General features: G+C 70.7%; 25 protein-coding genes. 17 read left to right on the forward strand and 8 right to left on the reverse strand.

The features are described 5' to 3' along the window. Window positions 1–191 precede the first annotated feature (191 nt). The 6 genes from WMR31_RS08650 to WMR31_RS08675 all read left to right on the forward strand — a co-directional run bounded on the left by WMR31_RS08650 (window position 192) and on the right by WMR31_RS08675 (window position 5,125). Window positions 192–986 carry an ABC transporter ATP-binding protein gene (locus WMR31_RS08650; RefSeq protein WP_340538392.1) on the forward strand — a complete coding sequence of 265 codons (795 nt, stop codon included), beginning with the start codon at window positions 192–194 and terminating at the stop codon, window positions 984–986. Between the two features lie 57 nt (window positions 987–1,043). Then, window positions 1,044–1,505, forward strand: coding sequence for an NfeD family protein (locus WMR31_RS08655; RefSeq protein ID WP_340538393.1), 462 nt, complete (start codon window positions 1,044–1,046; stop codon window positions 1,503–1,505). A 69-nt stretch (window positions 1,506–1,574) separates the two neighbouring features. Next, window positions 1,575–2,783 (forward strand): SPFH domain-containing protein, encoded by a 1,209-nt coding sequence (locus WMR31_RS08660; RefSeq protein ID WP_340538394.1) that lies wholly within the window; start codon window positions 1,575–1,577, stop codon window positions 2,781–2,783. After that, entirely contained in the window at window positions 2,780–3,556 is a 777-nt protein-coding gene (locus tag WMR31_RS08665) for a sulfite exporter TauE/SafE family protein (RefSeq protein WP_340538395.1), read from the forward strand. Before WMR31_RS08660 ends, WMR31_RS08665 begins: the two co-directional genes overlap by 4 nt. A 9-nt stretch (window positions 3,557–3,565) precedes the next feature. Then, window positions 3,566–4,432 (forward strand): phosphotransferase family protein, encoded by an 867-nt coding sequence (locus tag WMR31_RS08670; RefSeq protein ID WP_340538396.1) that lies wholly within the window; start codon window positions 3,566–3,568, stop codon window positions 4,430–4,432. Between the two features lie 21 nt (window positions 4,433–4,453). Beyond that, entirely contained in the window at window positions 4,454–5,125 is a 672-nt protein-coding gene (locus tag WMR31_RS08675) for a nitroreductase family protein (RefSeq protein WP_340538397.1), read from the forward strand. Window positions 5,126–5,128: 3 nt separating this feature from the next. Here WMR31_RS08675 and WMR31_RS08680 read toward each other — a convergent pair whose 3' ends face one another. After that, on the reverse strand, window positions 5,129–5,782 hold the full coding sequence (locus WMR31_RS08680) for a hypothetical protein (RefSeq protein ID WP_340538398.1): 654 nt from the start codon (window positions 5,780–5,782) through the stop codon (window positions 5,129–5,131). A 50-nt stretch (window positions 5,783–5,832) separates the two neighbouring features. Then, complete coding sequence (locus WMR31_RS08685; protein ID WP_340538399.1) at window positions 5,833–6,789, reverse strand: alpha/beta hydrolase; 957 nt, start codon at window positions 6,787–6,789, stop codon at window positions 5,833–5,835. A gap of 37 nt (window positions 6,790–6,826) precedes the next feature. Here WMR31_RS08685 and WMR31_RS08690 point away from each other — a divergent pair, with 37 nt between their 5' ends. Continuing rightward, the gene (locus WMR31_RS08690) at window positions 6,827–7,306 is read left to right on the forward strand and encodes an NUDIX hydrolase (protein ID WP_340538400.1); all 480 of its coding nucleotides are present in this window, start codon (window positions 6,827–6,829) and stop codon (window positions 7,304–7,306) included. 80 nt (window positions 7,307–7,386) lie between these two features. On the opposite strand, the gene WMR31_RS08695 is transcribed toward WMR31_RS08690, so the two are convergent. From WMR31_RS08695 to WMR31_RS08715, 5 genes are all read right to left on the reverse strand, one after another. Further along, complete coding sequence (locus tag WMR31_RS08695; protein WP_340538401.1) at window positions 7,387–8,106, reverse strand: gamma-glutamyl-gamma-aminobutyrate hydrolase family protein; 720 nt, start codon at window positions 8,104–8,106, stop codon at window positions 7,387–7,389. Further along, window positions 8,103–8,882, reverse strand: coding sequence for a 3-oxoacyl-ACP reductase (locus tag WMR31_RS08700; protein ID WP_340538402.1), 780 nt, complete (start codon window positions 8,880–8,882; stop codon window positions 8,103–8,105). Before WMR31_RS08700 ends, WMR31_RS08695 begins: the two co-directional genes overlap by 4 nt. Before the next feature lie 70 nt (window positions 8,883–8,952). Continuing rightward, on the reverse strand, window positions 8,953–10,311 hold the full coding sequence (locus WMR31_RS08705; protein ID WP_340538403.1) for an aldehyde dehydrogenase family protein: 1,359 nt from the start codon (window positions 10,309–10,311) through the stop codon (window positions 8,953–8,955). Window positions 10,312–10,321: 10 nt separating this feature from the next. Next, entirely contained in the window at window positions 10,322–11,713 is a 1,392-nt protein-coding gene (locus WMR31_RS08710) for a glutamine synthetase family protein (protein ID WP_340538404.1), read from the reverse strand. A gap of 15 nt (window positions 11,714–11,728) precedes the next feature. Beyond that, window positions 11,729–12,463, reverse strand: coding sequence for a FadR/GntR family transcriptional regulator (locus WMR31_RS08715; RefSeq protein ID WP_340538405.1), 735 nt, complete (start codon window positions 12,461–12,463; stop codon window positions 11,729–11,731). Window positions 12,464–12,616: 153 nt separating this feature from the next. Between WMR31_RS08715 and WMR31_RS08720 the strand changes: the two genes are divergently transcribed. The 6 genes from WMR31_RS08720 to WMR31_RS08745 all read left to right on the forward strand — a co-directional run bounded on the left by WMR31_RS08720 (window position 12,617) and on the right by WMR31_RS08745 (window position 20,537). Beyond that, window positions 12,617–14,182, forward strand: a complete 1,566-nt coding sequence (locus tag WMR31_RS08720) for an amino acid permease (RefSeq protein ID WP_340538406.1) — start codon at window positions 12,617–12,619, stop codon at window positions 14,180–14,182. Between the two features lie 19 nt (window positions 14,183–14,201). Further along, window positions 14,202–15,131, forward strand: a complete 930-nt coding sequence (locus WMR31_RS08725) for an LPS biosynthesis choline kinase (RefSeq protein WP_340538407.1) — start codon at window positions 14,202–14,204, stop codon at window positions 15,129–15,131. After that, complete coding sequence (locus WMR31_RS08730; protein ID WP_340538408.1) at window positions 15,124–17,529, forward strand: GcvT family protein; 2,406 nt, start codon at window positions 15,124–15,126, stop codon at window positions 17,527–17,529. Before WMR31_RS08725 ends, WMR31_RS08730 begins: the two co-directional genes overlap by 8 nt. Window positions 17,530–17,622: 93 nt before the next feature. Further along, window positions 17,623–18,705, forward strand: a complete 1,083-nt coding sequence (locus WMR31_RS08735) for a PP2C family protein-serine/threonine phosphatase (protein ID WP_340538409.1) — start codon at window positions 17,623–17,625, stop codon at window positions 18,703–18,705. An 87-nt stretch (window positions 18,706–18,792) separates the two neighbouring features. Beyond that, entirely contained in the window at window positions 18,793–19,935 is a 1,143-nt protein-coding gene (locus WMR31_RS08740; RefSeq protein WP_340538410.1) for an LLM class flavin-dependent oxidoreductase, read from the forward strand. After that, a complete protein-coding gene (locus WMR31_RS08745; RefSeq protein ID WP_340538411.1) occupies window positions 19,932–20,537 on the forward strand; it encodes an FMN reductase in 606 nt (201 codons plus the stop codon). The genes WMR31_RS08740 and WMR31_RS08745 overlap by 4 nt, the downstream gene beginning before the upstream one ends. 127 nt (window positions 20,538–20,664) lie before the next feature. On the opposite strand, the gene WMR31_RS08750 is transcribed toward WMR31_RS08745, so the two are convergent. Beyond that, window positions 20,665–21,189 carry a YbhB/YbcL family Raf kinase inhibitor-like protein gene (locus WMR31_RS08750; protein ID WP_340538412.1) on the reverse strand — a complete coding sequence of 175 codons (525 nt, stop codon included), beginning with the start codon at window positions 21,187–21,189 and terminating at the stop codon, window positions 20,665–20,667. Between the two features lie 27 nt (window positions 21,190–21,216). On the opposite strand from WMR31_RS08750, the gene cobA reads away from it, so the two are divergent. The 4 genes from cobA (at window position 21,217) to WMR31_RS08770 (ending at window position 24,467) form a co-directional block, all read left to right on the forward strand. Continuing rightward, complete coding sequence (cobA, locus tag WMR31_RS08755; RefSeq protein WP_340538413.1) at window positions 21,217–22,491, forward strand: uroporphyrinogen-III C-methyltransferase; 1,275 nt, start codon at window positions 21,217–21,219, stop codon at window positions 22,489–22,491. Further along, window positions 22,484–23,287 carry a TrmH family RNA methyltransferase gene (locus tag WMR31_RS08760; protein WP_340538414.1) on the forward strand — a complete coding sequence of 268 codons (804 nt, stop codon included), beginning with the start codon at window positions 22,484–22,486 and terminating at the stop codon, window positions 23,285–23,287. The genes cobA and WMR31_RS08760 overlap by 8 nt, the downstream gene beginning before the upstream one ends. A gap of 62 nt (window positions 23,288–23,349) precedes the next feature. Then, window positions 23,350–23,733 (forward strand): hypothetical protein, encoded by a 384-nt coding sequence (locus tag WMR31_RS08765; protein WP_340538415.1) that lies wholly within the window; start codon window positions 23,350–23,352, stop codon window positions 23,731–23,733. A 62-nt stretch (window positions 23,734–23,795) separates the two neighbouring features. Continuing rightward, window positions 23,796–24,467: a 4a-hydroxytetrahydrobiopterin dehydratase gene (locus tag WMR31_RS08770; protein ID WP_340538416.1), complete on the forward strand. Its 672-nt coding sequence runs from the start codon at window positions 23,796–23,798 to the stop codon at window positions 24,465–24,467. The last annotated feature ends 16 nt before the right edge of the window (window positions 24,468–24,483 follow it).

Below are 24,483 nucleotides of genomic sequence, written 5' to 3' on the forward strand. Positions count from 1 at the left end.
CCGCGCCGACGAAACCTCGTGACCGACCTCGGGAACCTTGGCAGCGGCGGTTGCCGGGTTTCGTCGGCGCTCGCTGACGCTCGCTTGCTCAACCTCCGGCGGGGCTGGTCCCGAGGGTGGCCGGGGTTTCGTCGGCGCTGCTGGCTCAACCTCCGACGTGAGACACCGGGTCGCCCACTAGGGTGTCGGGCATGGCTGCGGTCCTCGAGTTCGCCGACGTCACGGTGCGTCGAGGCACCACCACCCTGCTCGACTCGGTCACCTGGGTCGTCAAGGAGGGGGAGCGTTGGGTGGTGCTGGGGCCCAACGGGGCCGGGAAGACCACCCTGCTGCAGGTCGCCTCGGCGCGGATGCATCCCACCGAGGGCGTGGTGGGCGTGCTCGGAGAGCTGATCGGCACCGTCGACGTGTTCGAGCTGCGACCGCGCATCGGCCTGACGAGTGCGGCGCTCGCCGAACGGATCCCGCGCGACGAGCTGGTGCGCGACGTCGTCGTCTCGGCCGCGTACGGCATCGTCGGCCGCTGGCGCGAGCACTACGACGACCTCGACCACGACCGTGCCGACGATCTGCTGCTGGAGGTGGGAGTCGCCCATCTGGCCGACCGCACCTTCGGCACCCTCAGTGAGGGAGAGCGCAAGCGGGTCCAGGTGGCCCGCGCCCTGATGACCGATCCCGAGCTGCTGCTGCTCGACGAGCCCGCTGCCGGACTCGACCTCGGCGGTCGCGAGGACCTGGTCGCCACCCTCTCCAACCTGGCCTACGACCCGGATGCTCCCGCGACCGTGCTGGTCTCCCACCATGTCGAGGAGATCCCGCCGGGATTCACCCACGCGCTGATGCTCCGCAAGGGAGCGGTGGTGGCCGAGGGGCCGGTCGAGGAGGTCCTCACCGCGGCGAACCTGTCGACGACGTTCGGCATGCCGCTGCTGCTCAACCACGAGGACGACCGCTGGGCCGCGCGCCGCCGTCCGCGGCACCGCTGAGCCTGGCAGCCGAGCCGGGGGCACGCCGACCAGCCGACGGGCTACTAGGCTCGTGCCATGGACTGGCTCAGCGAGCACCTGTGGAGCATGTGGCTCACGCTCGCGGTCGTGCTGGGCGTGGCCGAGCTGTTAAGCCTCGACCTGGTCCTGATCATGCTCGCCGTCGGCGCCCTGGCCGGGATGGTGACGGCGTTCGTCGGCGCCCCGCTCGCGGTCCAGATCATCGTCGCCACCGGAGCCTCGGCCGCGATGCTCGCCCTCGTGCGGCCCTCCGTGGTGCGCAAGCTCCACCGGGGACCCGAGCTGAGCCTGGGCCACGGCAAGCTCGTCGGGCGGCAGGGCGTAGTCACCGCGGCGATCACCGCCGGTGAGCCCGGCCGGATCCGGATCGACGGCGAGATCTGGTCCGCCACCCCCTTCGACGAGACCGAGGCGATCGCGGAGGGCGCGACGGTCGAGATCTTCGAGATCCGCGGCGCCACCGCCGTGGTGCACCCGATGCCGAGCGTCGAGGACTGAGGCGGAGTGGAAGTCGCAGCGCATGCACCGGGCCGGCCCGGTCAGACCCGAACGGAGAGATGAGTTGTCATGGAGATCCTGATCGCACTGGGGCTGGTGCTCCTGTTCGTGATCGTCCTGCTCGCCAAGACCATCAAGATCATCCCCCAGGCGCGGGCCGGCATCGTGGAGCGGTTCGGCAAGTACAAGGGCACCCTCCAGGCCGGCCTGAACACCGTGGTGCCCTTCGTCGACAAGGTGCGCTACCTCATCGACCTGCGCGAGCAGGTGGTCAGCTTCCCGCCCCAGCCGGTGATCACCGAGGACAACCTGGTCGTCTCGATCGACACCGTCATCTACTTCCAGGTGACCGACCCGGTCGCCGCGACCTACGAGATCGCCAACTACATCGAGGGCGTCGAGCAGCTGACCACCACCACGCTGCGCAACATCGTGGGCGGGATGGACCTCGAGGAGACCCTCACGAGCCGTGACTCCATCAACTCCGGGCTGCGCGGGGTCCTCGACGAGGCCACCGGGAAGTGGGGGATCCGCGTCAACCGGGTCGAGCTGAAGGGCATCGACCCGCCGCCGTCGATCAAGGACTCGATGGAGAAGCAGATGCGGGCCGACCGCGAGAAGCGCGCGGTGATCCTGAGCGCGGAGGGTCAGCGTCAGGCGGCGATCCTCACCGCCGAGGGCGCCAAGCAGTCGGCGATCCTGAACGCCGAGGGCGACCGCGAGTCCCAGATCCTGCGCGCCCAGGCCGAGCGGGAGTCGCAGATCCTGCGCGCCCAGGGTGAGGGACAGGCCATCCAGACGGTGTTCCAGGCGATCCACGACGGGCAGCCCGACCAGTCGTTGCTGGCCTACCAGTACCTCCAGATGATGCCGAAGATCGCCGAGGGCGACGCCAACAAGGTGTGGGTGATCCCCTCGGAGATCACCAAGGCGCTCGAGGGCCTCGGTTCCTCGATCCACGAGGTGGCCGGCATCCCGCGCAAGGTCGACGGCCCCCGCACGCGGGTCGACATGGGACCGAGCGAGCCGCAGGTGCACCGCGCGGACGCCGAGCACACCAGCACCAACGCCGCGGTCGCTGCCGCGATCGCCGAGGCCGAGGACGCCGCCAACCCCGGTGCGTCGCCGTCGGAAGCCGGAGCTGCCGACCCGGCCGGGGGATCGCCGGCCGCGACCCGCGACCCTCTCTCCGACCCGCTGCCCGACGCGATGCCCGACCCGACGGTCGACCGGGGGTCCGACCCGCTGGCCAAGCCACCCGCGCCCGATACCGAGTGAGCCTGCTCGAGTCGATCGCCGTCGTCCTCGCCGGACTCGCTGCCGGAACGATCAACACCGTCGTCGGCAGCGGCACCCTGATCACCTTCCCGACCCTGCTCGCCTTCGGCGTGCCGCCGGTGACCGCCAACGTGTCCAATACGGTGGGCCTGGTGCCCGGTTCGGTCGCCGGGGCGTTCGGCTACCGCTCCGAGCTCGAGGGACAACGCGGCCGCGTCCTCCGGCTCCTGAGCGCCTCGGTGCTCGGCGGGATCGTCGGTGCCCTGCTGCTGCTGGTCCTCTCACCCGGGGCCTTCGAGGCCATCGTGCCGGTGCTGATCCTGCTCGGCGTGGTCCTGGTGATCGTGCAGCCGCGCCTGGCCGCGAGGGTGCAAGCCCGAGCGGCCGCCCGGGCCACGGAGACCGGCGTCGAGAAGGAGGGCGACCACGGCTGGGTGTGGCCGGCCGTCTTCGGCACCGGCGTCTACGGCGGCTACTTCGGCGCCGCCCAGGGCGTGCTGCTGATGGGCGTCCTCGGCATCGGCGTCGACCAGTCCCTGCAGCGCAGCAATGCGGTAAAGAACATCCTGGCCGGCGCCGTCAACGGCGTCGCGGGCGTCATCTTCATCGTGATCGCCGACGTCGACTGGCAGATCGTCGCGCTCGTCGGCGGTGGCGCGGTCGTCGGCGGCCTGCTCGGTGCCCGGATCGGGAAGCGGCTGCCGCCACTGGCGCTGCGCACGGTGATCGTCGTGGTCGGCCTCGTGGCGATCGCGTCCATGCTGCTGGGTTAGGCGCCGAGGATGTCGGCGGAATCGGAGTACCTCTCGGCGATCGAGTGGGCCGGCACGCAGGCCGGCCCCGTGACGTCGGTGCACCGGCTGACCGGCGGCCTCACCTCGACGATGCTGGCGCTGCAGCACGCCGACGGGACCGAGACGGTGCTTCGGCTCATCGACCGCGAGCCCTGGCGCACCCACGGCGTCGAGCTGGCGACCCGCGAACACGAGACGCAACTCGTTCTGGCTGACACGCCCGTGCCGGCGCCGGCGAGCCTCGCCCTCGACGCCGTGGGCGGGTCTTCCGGGGGCGTCGCCGCGCACCTGATGACCCGGCTGCCGGGAGCGACCGACCAGGATCGGGTGGACGACGGGTCGCTCGGGCTCCTCGCCGCGACCCTGGCCGCGATCCACGACGTACGCCCCTCGACGCCGGCCAGGCCCTACCAGTCGTGGGCCTGGGAGGCGAAGTACGTCGTACCGGACTGGGCACGGGAGCCCCAGGCATGGGAGGCGGCGTTCGCGCTGCTGCGCACACCGCCGCCGGACGGCGAGCGGACCTTCATCCACCGCGACTTCCAGCCTCGGAACGTGCTGTGGCTCGGTGCGGGGCTCACTGGAGTCGTCGACTGGGTCGAGACCTCCACCGGTCCGCCGTGGCTGGACGTCGCCCACTGCGCCACCAACCTCGCGATCCGCCACGGCACCGAGCGCGCAGCTGCCTTCGCGGCGGCGTACTCGGCGCTGACCGGCCGCGTCGGTGAGGCGTACTGGGACGTGATGGACATCGTGGGCTTCCTCCCTCCACCGGGACGTCGTGGACTCCTCACCGATCCGGTCGAGCTCGACCGGCTGGAGTCGCAGCTCGTGGCACGCCTGGGCGAGCTGTAGCGGCGGCACTAGCCTCGATCCATGGAGCTCTACGAGGTGATGCGCTCGACCCCCGCGGCGCGCGAGTTCACCGGGGACCCGCTGCCCGACGACGTCCTGCACCGGATCCTCGACCACGCCCGCTTCGCGCCGTCGGGCGGCAACCGGCAGGGCGCGCACGTCGTCGTCGTCCGGGATCGCGAGACCCGCGAGCGACTCGCGGAGCTCTACACGCCCGCGGTGCAGCGCTACGTCGCCCAGAGCAAGGCGGGGGAGAACCCGTGGAACAGCATCGACCCGCCGGGACCGACCCCCGAGGAGATCGCCGCCACCGCGGTGCCGAGCCGCTTCACCCGGCCGGTGCTCGATGCGCCGGTCGTGCTCGTGGTCCTCGTGGACCTCGCGAAGGTGGCCGCCATGGACCAGGACCTCGACCGGGTCGGCCTGATCGCCGGAGCGTCGGTCTACCCGCTGGTGTGGAACATCCTGCTCGCCGCCCGCAAGGAGGGCTTCGGCGGCACCATCACTACGATGGCCGCCGTGCGCGAGGACGACGTCAAGGAGCTCCTGCACGCCCCCGACACCTATGCGGTGGCGGCCGTCGTCCCGCTCGGCAAGCCGGTCAAGGAGATCACCCGGCTCACCCGCCAGCCGGTCGAGGAGTTCGTGACGCTGGAGACCGTCGACGGCGAACGGTTCGCCGCCGACGAATGATCCTCAGGGACGGCCGACACGCACGCGTGGGCTGAGCGGGGGCACCCACCCGTCTCCATCAGCGACGCCAGGGGGCGCCCACTGGTCGTAGCCGATCGCATCCGTCCGGGCGTGCCAGGTCGCGACGGCGCCGCCGGCGCGTACCCAGCGAGGTGAGCCGAGGCACCGGCGGGGGATCGACGCCTCGATGAGGCGGGCGGCCACGTCGATGACGCCCCGTGCGTCGCGACACGGCCTCACATCGGCCCCTTCTACGTAGGACCCGCACTCCGAACCATCGTCCGGCGGAGGAGTCCCGAGGCGGCTGAGGCCGACCTCGGTTGCTTTGCCGAAGCGGGTAACGGTGACTGACCAGTCCCGTCGCGCGGTGCGGACGGTCAGGTCTCCGAAGGTGCGATGAGCGCTCAGGAGGCCGGTGATCCGCATCCGCACCACGACTGCATCACTGGTGTGACGCACCGTCAGCCGACGGATGTCACCCTCGGTCGTTGGTGTCGTGGTCGAGGTGGGGCACGGCTCGGCCTCGAAGTCGTAGACGGTCGAGATCGCGTCGCCGCCTGGCTCGGTGTCCGACCACCACTCCGCGTGGGACGGCACGGCCGGGAGCGAGAGGAGGGCTGCCACGGCCACGGCCAGCATCACGGTTCGACGGATCACCGGCACAGTATGGGGCCGTTCGGGCCGCGCTCGGAGCCGATTGCAGGAGTTCAGGACAGGTAGGCGCCGACCCACCGGTCGAGCTGGTCGTACACCCCAGCGCGGACCTTCGGCTGCGAGAGGATCACGTCGTGCATCGCGCCCTCGACGGCGACATAGGTGACGTGCGGCCCGATCGAGGTCGCCCAGTGCCGGATCTGGGGCACGTCCAGAACGATGTCGTTGCTGTAGGCCTCGGCGCCGAACTCCGGCGGGTGCACGGTGGTCGCCGAGGAGAGCACCAGCACGGGCACGGGCACCGAGAGCCCCGCGTGCAGCTCGGCCTGGGCGCGGCGGATCGCCCGGAGCCAGCCGAAGCGCACCGGGTACGACTCGACCGGCTTCCAGGTGAGGTCGTAGTCCCACTCGCCGTCGAGGTCGCGGTGCAGGCTGCGGCCGTACACGCCGCTGACGTTGCGCTTGAGCTCGCGCATCGGCGTGCGCCGTCCGATCCGGTCGATCATCCGGCCGGCCGGTGCCGACCGGAGCCAGGCGGGCCCCTGGAGGTCCAGCCAGGGGGCGTTGAGGACCACGCCGATCAGCTCGGGGGCGCGGCGAGCGTCGGCCCACAGTGCCGCGATCAGGCCGCCGGTGGAGTGCCCCGAGAGCACGATCTCGTCGTGACCGTCGCGTTCGGCGATCCGCCACCAGGCCAGGTCGATCTCGGCGAAGTAGGTGCGGACGTCGTCGACGTAGGTCGGGGTCTGGTGCGGCCGGATCGAGCGGCCGTACTTGCGCAGGTCGATCGCGTAGAAGTCGTAGCCGCGGTCGAGCCACCACTGGGCGTACTCGGTCTGGAAGAAGTAGTCGGCGAAGCCGTGCACGTAGAGCACGGCCCGGCCGTTGGGACGCTCGGCCCGCCGGCTCACCAGCGTCGCGACGACCGGTCCCTCGGCGTCGGGCGGGAGGCCGATGGTCTCGGCGACCCACGGCTCGCCGAGAAGATCGGTTCGTTCCCCTGTGTGCACTCGCCCAGTAAAGCGCGCGTGCCGTAGCGTCGGGACGGTGCCCGTGCCCGACTTCATCCTCGAGCTGCGCCGCCACATCGGTCATGCGCCACTCTGGCTCCCTGCAGTGACCGCGGTCGTCCGGCGCGACGACGAACTGCTGCTGGTGCGCCGCTCCGACACCGGGGCCTGGGCGCCGATCACCGGGATCATGGACCCCGGCGAGGAACCGGCCGTCACCGCGGCCCGCGAGGCGCTGGAGGAGACCGGCGTCCGGATCCGCGTCGACCGGCTCGCAGCGGTCACCTCGGGCATCGAGGTCACCCACGTCAACGGCGACGAGGCCGTCTACCTCGACCACACCTTCGCCTGCACCTGGCTCGACGGCGACCCGTATCCCGCCGACGACGAGTCGGTGGAGGTCGCCTGGTGGCCGACATCAGCCCTCCCGCCGATGACGCCCTACCTCCTCGACCGCATCGACGCCGCCCTCTCCGACGAGACCGCCACCCGCTTCCGCCGCGCACCGACCGTCTAAGACGCCGAGTCGGCGTTTGTGTTGAACGTAAGCGCCGACTCGGCGTGGATGGCGGGCCGAGTCGGCGTTTGTGTTGAGCGTTAGCGCCGACTCGGCGTGAAGTGGGAGGCGGCGGCGAGGAGGCCGGTGAGGAGGCCGGCGTCGGCGGCGGTCTCGGGGTGCCACTGGACGCCGAGACAGAACCGGTCGCCGGGCGCCTCCATCGCCTCGAGGACGCCGTCGGCGGCGTGCGCGGAGGCCACGAAGCCGGGGTGGGTGCGCACCGACTGATGGTGGTGGCAGTTCACCTCCACCTCCGGGCCGAGCAGGCCGGCGATCCGCGAGCCATCGACGGTGGCCACCGTGATCGTGCCGTACTCCGGCCCGCCGGGACTGTGCGTCTCGTGGCCCACCAGATCCGGCACGTGCTGATCGAGGACGCCGCCGGCGCGCACCGCCATCACCTGCATCCCGCGACACACGCCCAGCACCGGCAGCCCGATGCGCTCGGCCGCGTCGAGGAGGGCGAGCTCCCACGCGTCGCGGTCGGACCGCCAGTTCGCGGTGCGGTCGTGCGGCTGCTGGCCGTATGACGCCGGGTCGACGTCGGCGCCCCCGCTGATCACCAGCCCGTCGATCCGCGACACGACGACGTCGGCGTGCGCCGGGTCGGCCGGCGGGAGGAGCACCGGCACGCCCCCCGCCTGGCTGACGGCGTCGGCGTACTCGGCCGAGAGCAGGTCGGTGCGTTGGTGCCACACGCCGTAGGACGCCAGCTCCCGGTAGGTTGACAGGCCGATGACCGGGAGAGCGGTGCTCACAGCGGCGTCACGTAGGCGCCCGAGATCCCGCCGTCGACCAGGAAGGTGTTGGCCGTCATGAAGGAGGAGTCGTCGGAGGCGAGGAAGAGCACCGCGGCCGCCATCTCCTCCGGCTCGCCGAAGCGACCCATCGGCACGTGCACCAGCCGGCGGGCCGCCCGCTCGGCGTCGGCCGCGAACAGCTCCTGCAGCAGCGGAGTGTTCACCGGGCCGGGGCACAGTGCGTTGACGCGCACGCCCTGGCGCGCGAACTGGACGCCGAGCTCGCGGGTCATCGAGAGGACCCCACCCTTGGACGCCGAGTAGGAGATCTGCGAGGTCGCCGCGCCCATCACCGCCACGAACGAGGCGGTGTTGATGATCGACCCGCGGCCCTGCTCGAGCATGTAGGGCAGCGCGGCCTTGCAGCACAGGTAGACGCTGGTCAGGTTGACCTCCTGCACCTTGCGCCAGGCGTCCAGGTCGGTGTCGAGGATGGAGTCGTCCTCCGGCGGGCTGATCCCGGCGTTGTTGAAGGCGATGTCGACGGCGCCGTAGGTGTCCTTCGCGGTGCGGAACAGCGCGTCGACCTGGTCCTTGTCGGTCACGTCGACGTGCACGTACGTCGCCACATCCGGTCCGCCGAGCTCCTCGACGAGCTCGGCGCCGCGGGCATCGTCGATGTCGCCGATGACGACCTTCGCGCCCTCCTCGACGAACCGCCGGACCGTCGCGAGGCCGATGCCCGAGCAGCCGCCGGTGACGACCGCGACCCGGTCCTGGATGCGTCCTGCCATGTCTGTGTGCTCCTTGCTGCCAGTGGGAGTGGTGGGGGATGACGACGGCTCAGCGGGCCCTCAGTGGCCCTCAGTGGGCCAGGAAGACGTTCTTCTCCTCGGTGAATCCGAGGGCGGCGTCCGGGCCCAGCTCGCGACCGATGCCGGACTGCTTGTAGCCGCCGAACGGCGTCCAGTAGCGCACCGATGAGTGGGAGTTGACGCTCAGGTTGCCGGCCTCGACGGCTCGGGCGACCCGCAGCCCGCGGCCGAGGTCGTTGGTGAAGATCGATCCGGACAGTCCGTACTCGGTGTCGTTGGCCAGGGCGACGGCCTCGGCCTCGTCGTCGAAGGGCATCACCGCGACGACCGGCCCGAACACCTCCTCGCGCCAGATGCGTGCGCTCGGGTCCTCGGTGGTCACCACGCTCGGGGCAACCCAGAAGCCGTCCCCACCAGGGGTCGTCCCGGCGAAGGTGACCTCGACGTCGTCGAGGTAGCCGGCCACGCGATCGCGCTGCGCCGCGGTGATCAGCGGGCCCATCTCGGAGGACTCGTCGGAGGGGTCCAGCACCCGCATTCCGGTCACCGCCGGCTCGAGGCGGCCCATGAACTCGTCGTAGGCCGAGCGCTCGACCAGGATCCGTGAGCGCGCGCAGCAGTCCTGGCCGGCGTTGTCGAACACCGCGCCGGGCGCGGCGGCGGCAGCGGCGGCGATGTCGGCGTCGGCGAAGACGATGTTGCTGCTCTTGCCGCCGAGCTCGAGGGTGACGTTCTTGATCTGCTGTGCGCAGCCCGCCATCACCCGCTTGCCGACCTCGGTCGAGCCGGTGAAGCAGACCTTGCGCACCAGCGGGTTGGTGACGAACCGCTCGCCGACCACCGAGCCTGCGCCGGTGATGACGGTGAGGACCCCGTCGGGGAGGCCGGCCTCCAATGCCAGCTCCCCGATCCGCATCGCGGTCAGCGGCGTCACCTCGGCAGGTTTGAGGACGACGGCGTTTCCGGCCGCCAGGGCGGGCGCGAAGCCCCACGCGGCGATCGGCATCGGGAAGTTCCAGGGCACGATGATGCCGACCACGCCGTAGGGCTCGTGGAAGGTGACGTCGGTGCCACCGGCCACCGGGATCTGCTTGCCCATCAGCCGCTCGGGAGCACCGGCGTAGTAGTGCAGGCAGTCCCGCACGTTGCCTGCCTCCCACCGCGCATTGCCCCAGGTGTGCCCGGCATTGCGGACCTCCAGGGCCGCCAGCTCGTCGATGTGCGCCTCGACGACGTCGCCGAAGCGGCGCAGCAGGCGGGCCCGCTCGCCGGGCGCGGTCTCCCGCCACGCCAGGGACGCCGCATGCGCGCGCTCGATGGCGACGTCGGTCTCGGCCTCGTCGTGCTCGGGCACCTCGTCGAACGCGGTGCCGGTCGAGGGGTCGATCAGGGTGAAGGTGCTGCTCATCGTGGGGTACTCACAACCTCTCGAATCCGCGGCGCCGCTCCCAGTCGGTGACGGTCGCCTGGTAGGCGGCCAACTCGACGTCGGCCAGGTTCACATAGTGGTCGACGACGTCGTCGCCGAGGGCCTTGCGAGCCACTTCGGAGTTCGCGAAGGCCTCCCGCGCCTCGGCCATCGTGCTCGGCACCCGCTCGGCGTCGGAGGTGTAGGCGTTGCCGACCAGCTCGTCCTCGAGCGGCAACTGCTGCTCGATCCCGTACAGCCCTCCGGCCAGCATGGCCGCGGTGGCGAGGTAGGGGTTGACGTCGGCGCCGGGGACGCGGTTCTCCATCCGGGCAGCCGCCCCCCGGCCGACCAGGCGTACCGCGCAGGTGCGGTTGTCCAGGCCCCAGGCGATCGCGGTCGGCGCGAACGAGCCGTCGGCGAAGCGCTTGTAGGAGTTGATGTTCGGCGCGTAGAGGAGCGTGAAGTCCCGGATCGTCGCGAGCACTCCGGCCACGAAGTGGTCGTAGAGGGCCGAGCGCGCGCCGGCGCCGGCGTCTTCGCCTGCGTCGGCATCGGCGTCCCAGAACACCAGTTCCCCGTCGGTGCCGCGCAGGGAGAGGTGGATGTGGCACGAGCTTCCCTCGCGCTGGTCGTACTTGGCCATGAAGGTGATCGACTTGCCCTGCTGGGAGGCGATCTCCTTGGCGGCGTTCTTGTAGACCACGTGATTGTCGGCGGTCGCCAGCGCGTCGGCATAGAGGAAGCCGATCTCGTGCTGGCCGAAGTTGCACTCGCCCTTGGCGCCCTCGACGTCTAGGCCGGCGTCGTACATGTGATTGCGGATCGAGCGGAGCAGCGGCTCGATCCGGCTGGTGCCCAGGATCGAGTAGTCGACGTTGTACTGGTTCGAGGGTGTGAGGTCCTGCCAGCCGCGGTCTGCCGCCTCCTCGTAGGTGTCGTCGAAGACGATGAACTCCAGCTCGGTGCCGGCCAGCGCCGTCCAGCCCTGCTCGGCGCACCGGTCGAGCTGGGCCTTGAGGATGGCGCGCGGCGACTGGACCACGGGGGCGTGGTCGGGCCAGGTGAGATCGCACTGGATCATCGCGGTGGCGGGCAGGTGGGTCAGGAGCCGGATCGTGTCGGTGTCGGGCACGAACTCCATGTCGCCGTAGCCGCGCTCCCAGGAGGAGATCGCGTAGCCGTCGACGGTGTTCATGTCGACGTCGACCGCGAGGAGGTAGTTGCAGCCCTCGGTGCCGTGGCCCACCACGTGGTCGGCGAAGTAGCGGCCGTGCAGGCGCTTGCCCTGCAGGCGGCCCTGCATGTCGGTGAACGCGACGATCACGGTGTCGATCTCGCCCGCGTCGATCCGCGCGAGGAGATCGTCCATCGTGAGGTAGCGGTCGTTGCGCAAGGTCATCCTGGTTCCCGTCTGTTAGCCGATCAGACCGCGCAGCAGCGCGGCGGTGTCGTCGCAGTGTTCTGCCATGGCGCGCCGGGCCCGGTCGGGCCGACCCGAGAGGATCGCCCGGACGACGGCGGCGTGCTGGCGGTCGGAGTGCGCGATGTTGGCATCGAGCACCGGGATCGCGAGCAGCATCTCGTGCAGCGTGGCCTGTACCGAGGTCACGGCCTCGATCAGCCGGGGCGACCCGGACAGGGCGGCCACGGTGAGGTGGAATCGCGAGTCGGCCTGGCGGTGGGCGGCCGGCCGGGTCGCCGACGACACCGCCTCGTGCGCGCTGCCGAGCTCGTCGACCTGCGCGGAGGTCAGCGGCTGCTCGGCCGCCATCGCCGCCGCGCCGGGCTCGACGATGCGACGGTAGGCGAGTGCGTCGAGGCGGTCGGCACGGGTCTCCGCACTCATCCGCAAGGCCTTGCGAGCCGAGGGCGTCTTCGGCTTGAGGGTGACCACGGTGCCGCCGCCGCGTCCGCGAGTGGTCTCGACCAGGCCCGCCTGGCGGAGTGCGGCCATCGCCTCGCGCAGGGTCGCGCGTGAGACGCCGAGACGCTCGGCGAGGTCCCGCTCAGGCGGGAGCGTGGAGCCGAGCGGATAGACGCCGAGACGGATCGCGGTGGCCAGCTGCTCCACGCACCCCTCGAACGCGTGGTGGCCACGCACCGGCCGCAGCACGGCCTCCGACAGGCCGGAGGCGGGAGAGGCGGGCATCTGCTCATCTTTGGGCCGCCGGGATTCGAGTGTCAACGCAACTCACCAATAAAGGTCTGAGTTCAGGCCAATTCCTGCCGACCTGTTTACACCCGCGCCGCCCGGGGCTACGTTCCACTTCACGATTGCACGATCGTCCCTGGAAGGTTGTCCATGACAGACCAGATTCACAACGACGACGAAGCACTCCTCGCCAAGCTCGGGTACAAGCAGGAGCTCAGCCGGTCCTGGTCCGGCTTCTCCAACTTCGCGATCTCGTTCTCGATCATCTCGATCCTCGCCGGCTGCTTCACGAACTATGCGGCCGGCTTCAACAACGGTGGCCCGATCTCGATCTCGTGGTCGTGGCCGATCCTCGGCATCCTGATCCTGATCATCGGGTTCACGATGTCCGAGCTGGTCTCCGCCTACCCGACCTCCGGAGGCATCTACTGGTGGGCGGCCAAGCTCGGCGGCGCGAAGGCAGGCTTCTTCACCGGTTGGCTGAACCTGATCGGCCTGGTCGCGGTGACCGCCGGCGTCTCCTACGGCTGCGCCACCTTCATCGACCTCACGCTCAACACGGTCTCCGAGTCCTGGGCGGACGGCTACTCCCTCACGCGTGTGTTCATCATCTTCGTCGTCGTCCTGGCGATCGCGTCCGTGCTGAACATCTTCAGCGGTCACCTGATGGCGGTGCTGAACAACATCTCGGTGTGGTGGCACGTCGTCGGTGCCGCGGCGATCGTGATCATCCTGGTCTTCATCCCCGACACCCACCAGAGCCCGAAGTACGTCTTCACCGAGACGTTCAACAACTCCGGGTGGTTCGACGGCAGCACGAGTGCGGTCGGCTTCTTCTTCATCATCATCCCGTTCGGGTTCCTGCTCACCCAGTACACGATCACCGGCTTCGACGCCTCGGCTCACCTGTCCGAGGAGACCGCCTCGGCCTCCAACGCGGCAGCGCGCGGCATCTGGCAGTCGATCCTGTACTCGGTGATCGGCGGTTACATCCTGCTGCTCGCGGTCACCTTCGCCATCCCCGACGACGCCTTCGGCAACCCGGCGAATGCCGAGGTCGGACTCGGCGGCGTCGGCTACATCTTCACCACCGCGCTGGGGCAGAACTGGGCCGGTCTGGTGCTCGGCATCTCGGCCTGCGCGCAGTTCTTCTGCGCGGTCGCCTGCATGACCTCGGCCTCCCGCATGACCTTCGCGTTCGCCCGCGACAACGGCATCCCGGGCTCGAAGCAGTGGGCCAAGCTCAACGCCTCCAAGGTCCCGGCCAACGCCGTGATGCTCGTCGCCGTGACGGCCGCCGTCGTCACGCTGCCGGCCCTGAAGAGCATCAACGGGATCCCGACGGCGTTCTACGCGGTCACCTCGATCGCGGTCATCGGTCTGTACTTCGCATTCGCGATCCCGATCTGGCTGAGGTGGCGGATGGGTGACGCCTTCGAGGTCGGGTCGTGGAACAACGGGGCGAAGTACAAGTGGATGAACATCGTCGCGGTGGTCGAGATCGTCGTCGTGTGCGTCTTCCTCATGTTCCCGACCGTCCCGGCCGGGGCGCCGTGGCGGGAGGAGTTCACCTGGGCCTCGGTGAACTACTCGCCGATCGTCACGGTCGATGCGCTCCTCGCTCTGGCCATCTGGTGGAGCGTGTCGGCGAAGAAGTGGTTCACCGGGCCGAAGCTCACGATCGACCCCGCCGTGGTCGAAGCGTTCGACGACTGAGCAGACGAGCGGAGACTGCGTGCCGGAGCTCGGACCTGATCGCGACCTGGACCGCCTCGCCTGCCTGGCGGGGCGGTCCTGGCGCGCCGTCGACCTCGACGGCGGCCTGACCAACCACAATCTGAGGATCACCACGACCGACGGCCCGGAGGCGGGGGTGCCGCTGGACCTCGTCGTCCGGTGCACCCAGAGCGACGCGGGATTGCTCGGCATCGACCGCGACGCGGAGTTCGCCAACACCTCCGCCGCGGGTGCTCGCGGCGTGGGCGCCGAGGTGGTGGAGTACCGCCCCGAGCTCGGGATGCTGGTGATCACCTACCTGGAAGGCCGCACCCTCGACGACGCCGACTTCGCCGACGCCGGGGTGCTCGCCAGGGCGGCCGACGCCTGTCGACGACTGCACGCCGGCGATTCCTTCGTCGGCGACGCGGACATGTTCTGGCGCCAGGAGACCTACCGGGAGACCGTCCGCGAACATGGGTTCGCGCTACCGCCGACCTACGACGACCACGTCGATGCGTGGCGCGATGTCAGGGCCGCGCTGGCGGTACTGGCCCGACCGATGGTGCCGTGCAACAACGACCTGCTCGCAGCCAACTTCATCGACGACGGTGAGCGGATCAGCCTGATCGACTACGAGTACTCCGGCAACAACGACCGGTTCTTCGAGCTCGGCAACACCGCCACCGAGTGCAACTTCAGTCAGGACCAGATCGACGCCTGGGCCGAGGCGTACCTCGGCGATCCGACGCCGGCAGACCGCGCACGCATCCGGCTCCAGGCCCTGTGCAGCGAGTACGGCTGGTCGCTGTGGGGGTTCATCCAGGCGGCCACCAGCCCACTGGAGTTCGACTTCTGGGGCTGGGGTCAGGAACGATTCGACAAGGCGGAGGCGACGTTCCGCGGACCGCACTTCTCTCGACTTCTCCAGGAGGCAGCCGGTGGCTGACCCGCAGTCCCTGCCCACCCGCGCCCAGGTCGTGATCGTGGGCGGCGGCGTCATCGGCTGCTCGGTGGCCTACCACCTGACCAGGCTCGGGTGGACCGACGTGCTGCTCCTGGAACAGGGCCGCCTCTCGGGGGGCACCACCTGGCACGCGGCAGGTCTGGTCGGCCCGTTGCGCGCGTCGGAGTCCGGCACCCGGCTCGTGCAGTACTCGGCCGAGCTGTATGCCGGCCTCGAGGCTGAGACCGGACTCGCCACCGGGTATCGCAACGTGGGCGGCCTGATCGTCGCCCGCACCGAGGATCGGATGGTCCAGCTCCAGCGCACCGCCGCCAACGCCATCGCCTACGACATGCCGTGTGAGCTGATCGGTCCCGACCAGGCGCAGGAGATGTGGCCTGCGATGCAGGTCGACGACGTGCTCGGCGCGATCTGGCTTCCCGGTGACGGCAAGGTCAACCCCACCGACGTCACCCAGTCGCTAGCCAAGGGTGCGCGACAGGGTGGGGCCCGCATCGTCGAGGGCGTGCGCGTCACCGGTTTCACCGTGACCGGTGAGGGCGCCGCCCGGCGAGTGACCGGCGTCGACACCGACCGGGGGCATGTCGAGGCCGACGTCGTGGTCAACTGCGGCGGTCAGTGGGCCAAGGCGCTGGCAGACCCCCTCGGCGTCACCGTGCCGCTGCACTCCGCGGAGCACTTCTACGTGGTCACCGAGCCCATCGACGGCGTCCACCCCGACCTGCCGATCATGCGCGACCCGGACGGCTGGACCTACTTCAAGGAGGAGGTGGGCGGCCTGGTCGTCGGCGGCTTCGAGCCGGACGCGAAGCCGTGGCGGTCGCCGTCGGACCTTCCCCACCCGTTCGAGTTCCAGCTGCTGGAGGAGGACTGGGAGCACTTCTCGGTGCTGATGGACCAGGCGGTGCACCGGATCCCGGCCCTGGCCGAGACCGGCATCCGCAAGTTCTACAACGGGCCCGAGTCGTTCACCCCCGACAACCAGTTCGTGATGGGTGAGGCACCGGGCCTGGCCGGCTACTTCGTCGGCGCCGGCTTCAACTCCGTCGGCATCGCCTCGGCCGGGGGCGCCGGACGCGCCCTCGCGGAGTGGATCGTGTCGGGGGAGCCCCAAGACGACCTCGTGGCCGTCGACATCCGCCGGTTCGCGCCGTTCCAGGGCGACGAGGACTGGCTGCGCTCCCGCGTCGCCGAGGTGCTCGGCCTGCACTACGAGGTTCCGTGGCCGCTGCGCGAGATGGCCTCGGGACGTCCCCAGCGCACGTCCTCGCTGCACGAGCGCCTCGCCGACGCCGGCGCGGTGTTCGGCACCCGGATGGGCTGGGAGCGACCGCTGGTCTTCGGACCCGACGATCTCGACCACACCTGGTCGCGTCCGGCGTGGCTGGAGCACTGCATCGCCGAGCAGCGGGCCTGCCGCACCGACGTCGCGGTGTTCGACCAGTCTTCCTTCTCCAAGTACGTCGTGGAGGGCCCGGATGCGCTCGCCGGACTCCAACGCGTGTGCGCCGCGGACGTCGACGTGCCGATCGGGACGGCCGTCTACACGCCGTTCCTGAACGAGCGCGGCGGCTACGAGGCCGACCTCACGGTCACGCGTACCGGTGCCGAGTCGTTCCTGATCGTCTCCAGCGCCGCCACGACCGTGCGCGACCTCGACTGGCTCGCGCGGCACGGGGTCGAGGCCCGCGACGTCACCGACGAGTACGCCGTGCTCGGCGTGATGGGCCCCCGCTCGCGCGAGCTCCTGGCGGGGCTCACCGACGCCGACCTGTCCGACGAGGCGTTCCCGAGAGCCACCAGCCAGGAGATCGAGATGGCCGGGGTGACGCTGCGTGCGACCCGGATGACCTACGTCGGCGAGCTGGGCTGGGAGCTGCTGGTGCCGATGGCCCAGGCGCCCGTCGTGCTCGACGCGGTGCGGGCGGGTGGTGCGACCGATGCCGGCTACCTGGCGATCGAGGCCCTCCGCCTCGAGAAGGGCTACCGCGCGTTCGGGCGCGAGCTCGGGCCGCTGGTCACCCCGCGCGAGGCCGGTCTCGTCTTCGCCACCGCGCTCAAGGGCGAGAAGGACTTCGTGGGTCGAGCAGCCCTGGAGGCGGCCGCCCCCGACCGCCGCGTGGTGTCGCTGGTGCTCGACGACGCCGAGCCGATGTTGTGGGGAGGGGAGCTGGTGCTGCGCGAGGGCGAGCCGTGCGGCCAGGTGACCAGCGCGGCATGGGGTGCCACCGTGGGCGCGGCCGTGGGCCTGGCGACCCTGCGCGAGGGACCTCACGTGCGGTTCCCCGTCACCAACGACGACCTGGCCCGCGGGGGCTTCGAGGTCGACGTGGCGGGAGTGCGGTACCCGGCGACGCTGAGCCTGCGCGCTCCTTTGTGACGACCCTGTTCGAAGCGGTCGGATGCGGGGTTCGTCCCCGCTCCGCTCGGCCAACCACTACCGTTCGCGGGTGAGCGTCTCGGAAACACCTCGATGAGCGGGCCGCGGTGGCCCCGCCGCGTCGTCGATGGCTGGCGCTCGGGCACTCAGCACAGCCAGGAGATCACCCTGGCCATCTTGGTGGCCGGCGTGGTCGGGTCGTTCGCGCTCTCCTTGGTGGACTACGACCTGTTCCCGTTGGCGGGATACCTCCTGTGGCTGCTCGCCGGCACCCTCCTCCTGCGGTACACACCACTGGTCGTGTTGTGCATGGTGGTGCTGTTCGCGGCCGTGGTCGCCCGCCTGACCCTCGACGAGGACGTCGGCAACCCGGTCCCGGGTCTGGTCATCCTGCTCGTCGCGATCGGGTTGATCCTCTACGTCTCCAGCCGGCAGCGCAGCGGCCTGCCGACCACGCTGAGCGAGTCGATGCTCGCCGACCTGCGGGACCGGTTGAACGCCCAAGGACGACTTCCCGAGCTGCCGGACGGATGGGCCTGCGAGAGCGCCATGGTGGCTGCCTGGGGCGTCGGCTACGCCGGTGACTTCGTGGTGACCCAGGTCGACGAGGCCGAGGGGACCTTCGAGCTGGTGCTGGTCGACGTCGTCGGCAAGGGCGTCAAGGCGGCGCCGTCGGCGCTGCTGCTGGCCGGAGCGCTCGGCGGCATGGTGGGCGCTCTGCGGGGACCGCGTCTCCTCGAGGCCACCAACACCTTCCTGCTGCGTCAGGACTCGGTGGAGAGCTTCGCGACCGCGGTCCACGTGACGCTCGACCTCGACACCGGCGACTACACCATCTTCAGCGCCGGCCATCCGCCGGCACTGCGGTGGGACCCGAAGCTGGGGGAGTGGAGCGTGGACACCGCCCGCGGGATCGCCCTCGGCGTCTTGGACGACCCGGCACTGGAGGCCGCTCACGGCGTCCTCGAGCCGGGGCAGGCGCTGCTGTTCTACACCGACGGCGTGGTCGAGGCACCCGGTGACGACATCGAGGACGGCATCGACTGGCTGCGCGGCACTGCCGGCCGGGCGTTCGCCGACGGCGTCGACGGCGCGGCGCGTCGCGTGCTGGCCCGGGTTCCGCGCGGTGACGACGATCGCGCGGTGCTGATCCTGAGTCGGAGTGCCGCAGGCTGACCGCACCGCGGCGGTGGAATACCGTCGGGGGAGATCGGGTTGTGCCGTGTAGTTACAACTTCAACTACCTGAGCAGGGAGAGCGGTCATGCAGCTGGGCATCTTCAGCGTCGGCGATGTCACCACGGACCCGACCACCGGTCGGACGCCGACCGAGCACGAGCGGATCAAGGCGCAGGTCACCATCGCGAAGAAGGCCGACGAGATCGGGCTCGACGTCGCCGCGGTCGGCCAGCACCACAACCCGCCCTTCGTGGCCTCCGCGCCCACCACCACGATGGCCTGGATCGCGGCGCAGACCGAGAACATCCTGCTCTCGACGTCCACGACCCTGATCACCACCACCGACCCCGTGCGGATCGCCGAGGACTACGGCACCCTGCAACACCTCACCGACGGACGCATGGACCTCATGCTCGGCCGCGGCAACACCGGCCCGGTCTACCCGTGGTTCGGCAAGGACATCCGCGAGGGCGTCAACCTCGCCATCGAGAACTACGCCCTGCTGCACCGGCTGTGGACCGAGGAGATCGTCGACTGGGAGGGCCGCTTCCGCACCCCCCTCCAGGGCTTCACCGTCACCCCGCAGCCGCTCGACGGCGTCCCGCCGTTCGTCTGGCACGGCTCGATCCGCACCCCTGAGATCGCCGAGCAGGCCGCCTACTACGGCGACGGGTTCTTCCACAACCACATCTTCTGGCCCGCCTCGCACACCAAGCAGATGGTCGACTTCTACCGCCGGCGCTTCGAGCACTACGGGCACGGCGCGGCCAACCAGGCGATCGTCGGGCTCGGCGGCCAGTTCTTCATCCGGCCCAACAGCCAGGACGCCGTGCGCGAGTTCCGCCCGTACTTCGACAACGCGCCGGTCTACGGCCACGGGCCCTCGCTGGAGGACTTCAGCACGCAGACGCCGCTGACGGTGGGCTCGCCACAGGAGTTCTTGGAGCGCACCCTCGGCTTCCGCGACTACGTCGGCGACTACCAGCGCCAGCTGTTCCTCGTCGACCACGCCGGGCTGCCGCTGAAGACCGTGCTCGAGCAGCTCGACCTGCTCGGGGAGATCCTTCCCGACCTGCGAGCCGGGTACGCCGAGGGCCGCCCGGCCGACGTCCCGGAGGCGCCCACCCACGCCTCGATGGTCGCCGCGCGCGACGCCGCGGTGGCTGCGGGCGCGCCCGAGGCCGACGTCGTCGCGGCGGCCGAGGGCCACGAGGAGGCGTCGGCATGACCCGCCTCGTGGTGATCAGCGCCGGGTTGAGCGCGCCGTCGTCCACCCGGCTGCTCGCCGACCGGCTCACCGAGGCCGTGGTCCGCGAGATCGGTCCGGTGGAGATCGACGTCATCGAGCTCCGGCCGCTGGCGCGTCCGTTGGCCGACCAGATGCTCACCGGATTCCCCGGTCCGGAGCTTCAGGAGGCGTTCGACGCGGTGGCCGCGGCCGACGCCCTGGTCGTGGTCACTCCCGTGTTCTCGGCGTCGTACAGCGGCCTGTTCAAGATGTTCATCGATGCCCTGCCCCGAGATGTCCTCACCGGCAAGCCCGTGCTGCTCGGCGCCACGGCCGGCTCCGGGCGGCACTCGCTGGTCATCGAGCACGCCCTGCGGCCGCTGTTCGCCTATCTGCGTGCGGTGATCGTGCCTACCGGAGTCTTCGCCGCAACCGACGACTTCGGCCGCGACGCCGACCTCTCCGGCCGGATCACCCGCGCCGCTCGCGAGCTGGCCGGCATGCTCGGCCGGCAGCTGGCCGTGAACCGCCCGCGCTCGGTCGAGGAGGAGTTCGCCGACCCCACTCCCTTCGAGGAGCTCATGCGCCGCGCCGGCGGCTGACCACCCACCAACCCTCCAATCGCGCGCTGACCCGTCAGCCATAGCTGACGGGTCACCGTGAAATCTGCGCTGACCCGTCAGCTATAGCGGACGGGTCAGCGTCGATGGGGGACGGGGCGGCGGGGGATCAGTGCTGGTAGGTGCCGTGGAGGATCGCGCGGGCGGCGGTCTTGAAGGCGAGGTTGAACGAGACGACGGCGGGTGAGGCATCGGAGTCGATGCCGAGCTCGGGCTCGGTGACGGCGTGGACGACGAAGTAGTAGCGGTGCACCTGGTCGCCGGCCGGCGGAGCGGCTCCCATGAACGCCTTGGACCCGCCGTCGTTCCGGCACATGAACGCCTTGCCCGGGAGCGTTGCTCCCTCGGCCCCGGCACCGGCGTCGAGGGTGGTGATCTCGGGCGGAAGATCGACCAGGACCCAGTGCCAGAAGCCGCTCGGCGTGGGGGCGTCGGGGTCGAAGCAGGTGACGGTGTAGCTGCGTGCTCCCTCCACGGGCTCCCAGGCGAGCTGCGGCGAGGTGTTGCCGAACTCCGCCACCTGGGCGTCGGCGAGCGGCTGGCCGTCGGCGACGTCGTCGCTGGTGACGGCGAACGAGGGCGCGGCCGGAAGCAGGTCGTAGGGATTCGGCGTGACGGGACGGTCGAGAGACATGACCTCAACGTACGCGATGATGTAGGAGTGGATAAGGGTGACGACCAGCTGTATCCAGCGGGCCTGCGGCTGACCGGGCGGCGCGTCGTCGTGGTCGGCGGCGGGCACGTGGCCCAACGCCGAGTGCCACAGCTGATCGCCGCCGGTGCCCGTGTCGTGGTGGTCTCGCCCGAGGTCACGCCGGCGATCGAAGGCCTGGTGGGGGAGATCGCCTGGGAGGCGCGCCCCTTCGAGGCCAGCGACCTCGACGACGCCTGGTACGCCGTCGCGGCCACCGACGACCCGGCGGTGAACGACGCCGTCTCGGCGGCGGCCGAGCAACGGCGGATCTTCTGTGTCCGATCCGACGACGCGGCACTCGCCACCGCCTGGACGCCGGCGGTGGGCCGCGCAGCCGACCTGGTGATCGCCGTCCACGACGGCGGCGGCGGTGACCCGCGGCGCTCGGCCGCGGTGCGCGACCAGGTGCTCGACGGACTCCGCGAAGGCACGATCGTCGCCACGCGGCATCGCGACTCCGGCCGCCGCGCCGGGGTCACCCTCGTCGGCGGCGGCCCCGGCAACCCCGACCTGATCTCGCTCGCGGGCAGGCGGGCGCTCATGGAGGCCGACGTCGTCGTCGCCGACCGGCTGGCTCCGCGCGAGATCCTGGGCGATCTCCCCAGCGACGTCGAGCTGATCGACGTCGCGAAGCTGCCGCGCGGTCGCTCTGCCCAGCAGGTCGAGATCAACCGGATCATCGTGGAGCGCGCCAAGGCCGGACTGCGGGTGGCGAGGTTCAAGGGGGGCGACAACTTCGTCTTCGGCCGCGGCTACGAGGAGGTCATCGCCTGCCGCGACGCCGGCATCCCGGTCACCGTCATCCCCGGACTGACCAGCCCGGTCGCCGTCCCGGCGATCGCCGGGATCCCGGTCACCCATCGCGGCGTGGCCCACGACTTCACCGTCGTCTCCGGACACCTGGCGCCCGACGACCCCGGCTCTCTCACCGACTGGGACGCCGTCGCCAGGCTGCGCGGCACGCTGCTGCTCATGATGGCCGTCGAACGGGCGCCCGACATCGCCGCGACGCTCCTCGCCGGCGGACGACCGGCCTCGACGCCGGTCGCCGTCGTCTGCGACGGGACCATGCCGGGGGAGCGCACCGTCCTGTCCACCCTCGGCACCCTCGCCGAGGACCTGGTGGCCCAGCAGGTGCGGCCGCCGGCGATCATCGTGGTCGGCGACGTCGTCGCGGTCGCTCACCCGGAGCGCTATGCCGAGCAGGGGGCCGAGCACGGGCCCGGACCCGCCGATGGCTGAGATCGTCGAGATCGCCGATCCCACCGACCCCCGCCTCGCCGACTACCGCGACCTGCGCGACGTCCAGCTCCGCAAGACGCTCGAGGCCGAGCACGGGCTCTTCCTCGCCGAGGGGGAGAAGGTGGTGCGCCGCGCGATCGAGGCGGGTCACACTCCGCGCTCGTTCCTCATGGCTCCCCGTTGGCTCGAAGGTCTCGCCGACGTCCTGGAGCCGACGTCGGCACCCTGCTACGTCGTCGCGGAGAGTCTTGCCGAGCAGGTGACCGGCTTCCATGTGCACCGCGGCGCGCTGGCCAGCCTCGAACGGCGCCCGCTCCCGTCGGTGGCCGAGGTGATCGACGGCGCCCGCTCGGTGCTCGTCTTGGAGGACATCGTCGACCACACGAACGTGGGGGCCATCTTCCGCTCCGGCGCCGCGCTCGGCTTCGACGCCGTCCTGCTGGCGCCGCGCTGCGCCGACCCGTTGTACCGGCGCTCCATCAAGGTCGCGATGGGCGCGGTGTTCTCGGTGCCCTGGACGCGTGTGCGCGACTGGGACGACGCCCTTCCCGGCCTCTCCCGCGCAGGCTTCACCACCGTGGCGCTCACCCTCGCCGACGACGCCGTGGCGATCGAGGACGCCGTCGCCGGACTCGACCGGGTCGCGCTCGTCCTCGGCTCCGAGGGCCACGGCCTCTCCTCGCGCTGGGAGCAGGCCGCCGACCGCCGCGCGATCATCGCGATGCGCGCAGGGATCGACTCCCTCAACGTCGGCGCCGCCGCCGCCGTCGCCTGTTACATCACCGCGCGCCGTTGAACCGCATCCGCCTGCGGAACGTTCCTCGTTTGTTGCCGGCACCTGCTCCGCAGAATCGAGTCATGACCACGACTCCTGCCAATACTCCCGCCACCAACAGCGAGCGCGCCTCGCTGTGGATCCGCATCCCGCTCGCTCTCAAGGTGGCGTTCCCGCTCGCCGTCCTCGGCTTCTTCTTCCAGTTCACCATTGCCCGAACCACCACGGTCGGTGACGTCAGCGGTGTGATCACCCGGTGCGACTACTACTACGACCTGGCGGCGATCGGCATCGCCGCGATCCTCGTCGTGCTGGCCATCGGCGCTGTCGTGACCGAACGCGCCAAGAACTACGACCGGTTGAGGCTCGGGATGCCGATCGTGCTCGGCGCCGACGCCGTCCTCCTGGTACTGGCCGTCATCCACGTGCTCCGCGGCTTCGGCGTGATCCTCAGCCCCTGCCCCTGACGAGCCGGTCCGGCCGCCTACGCGGAGCGGATCCGTCCGCGAAGGCGGCTACCGTCGCGATCATGAGCGATGCCGACGCGAGGCTGTCCACCAGCGAGGTGGCCGAGGCCGGGCTGGCCGACTGGCGCCAGATCATGGGTAGCTTGAAGGCCCGCTTCGCGGTCGGCGACTTCGCCACCGGTCTGCGCCTGGTCGAGGCCATCGGCGCGTTCGCTGAGAGGGCCGGGCACCACCCTGCGCTCCAGGTCACCTCCACAGAGGTCATCGTGACCCTGATGAGTCACGACGTCGGGGGGATCACCGCCCACGACCTCGGGCTGGCCGAGAGCATCAGCAACGCGGCGGCCGCGCTCGGCCTGCGCGCCGAGCCCGACGGCCTTACCCAGCTCGACCTCGGTCTCGACACCTCCCACCGCACCGAGCTCGCGCCGTTCTACGCGGCCCTGCTCGGAAGCACCCTGCACGACGGTGAGCCCGTCGACTCCACGGGACAGGTGCCGACCGTGTGGTGGCAAGAACCTGGCGACGACGCCGAGTGGGCGCTCCCCGCCCAGGAGTTCGACCAGCGCTGGCACTTCGACGTCTGGGTCGCCCACGACGAGGCGGAGCGGCGCCTCCAGGCCGTCCTGGACGCCGGAGGCCGGCTGGTCAGCGACCGGGGCGCGCCGTCGTTCTGGGTGATCGAGGACGCCGACGGCAATCGATCCTGCATCTGCACCCCGGCCGGTCGCTGATCGGCCGGCGACGGCT

This window comes from Nocardioides epinepheli (genome assembly GCF_037936805.1).
In the GTDB taxonomy this organism is placed as follows: domain Bacteria; phylum Actinomycetota; class Actinomycetes; order Propionibacteriales; family Nocardioidaceae; genus Nocardioides.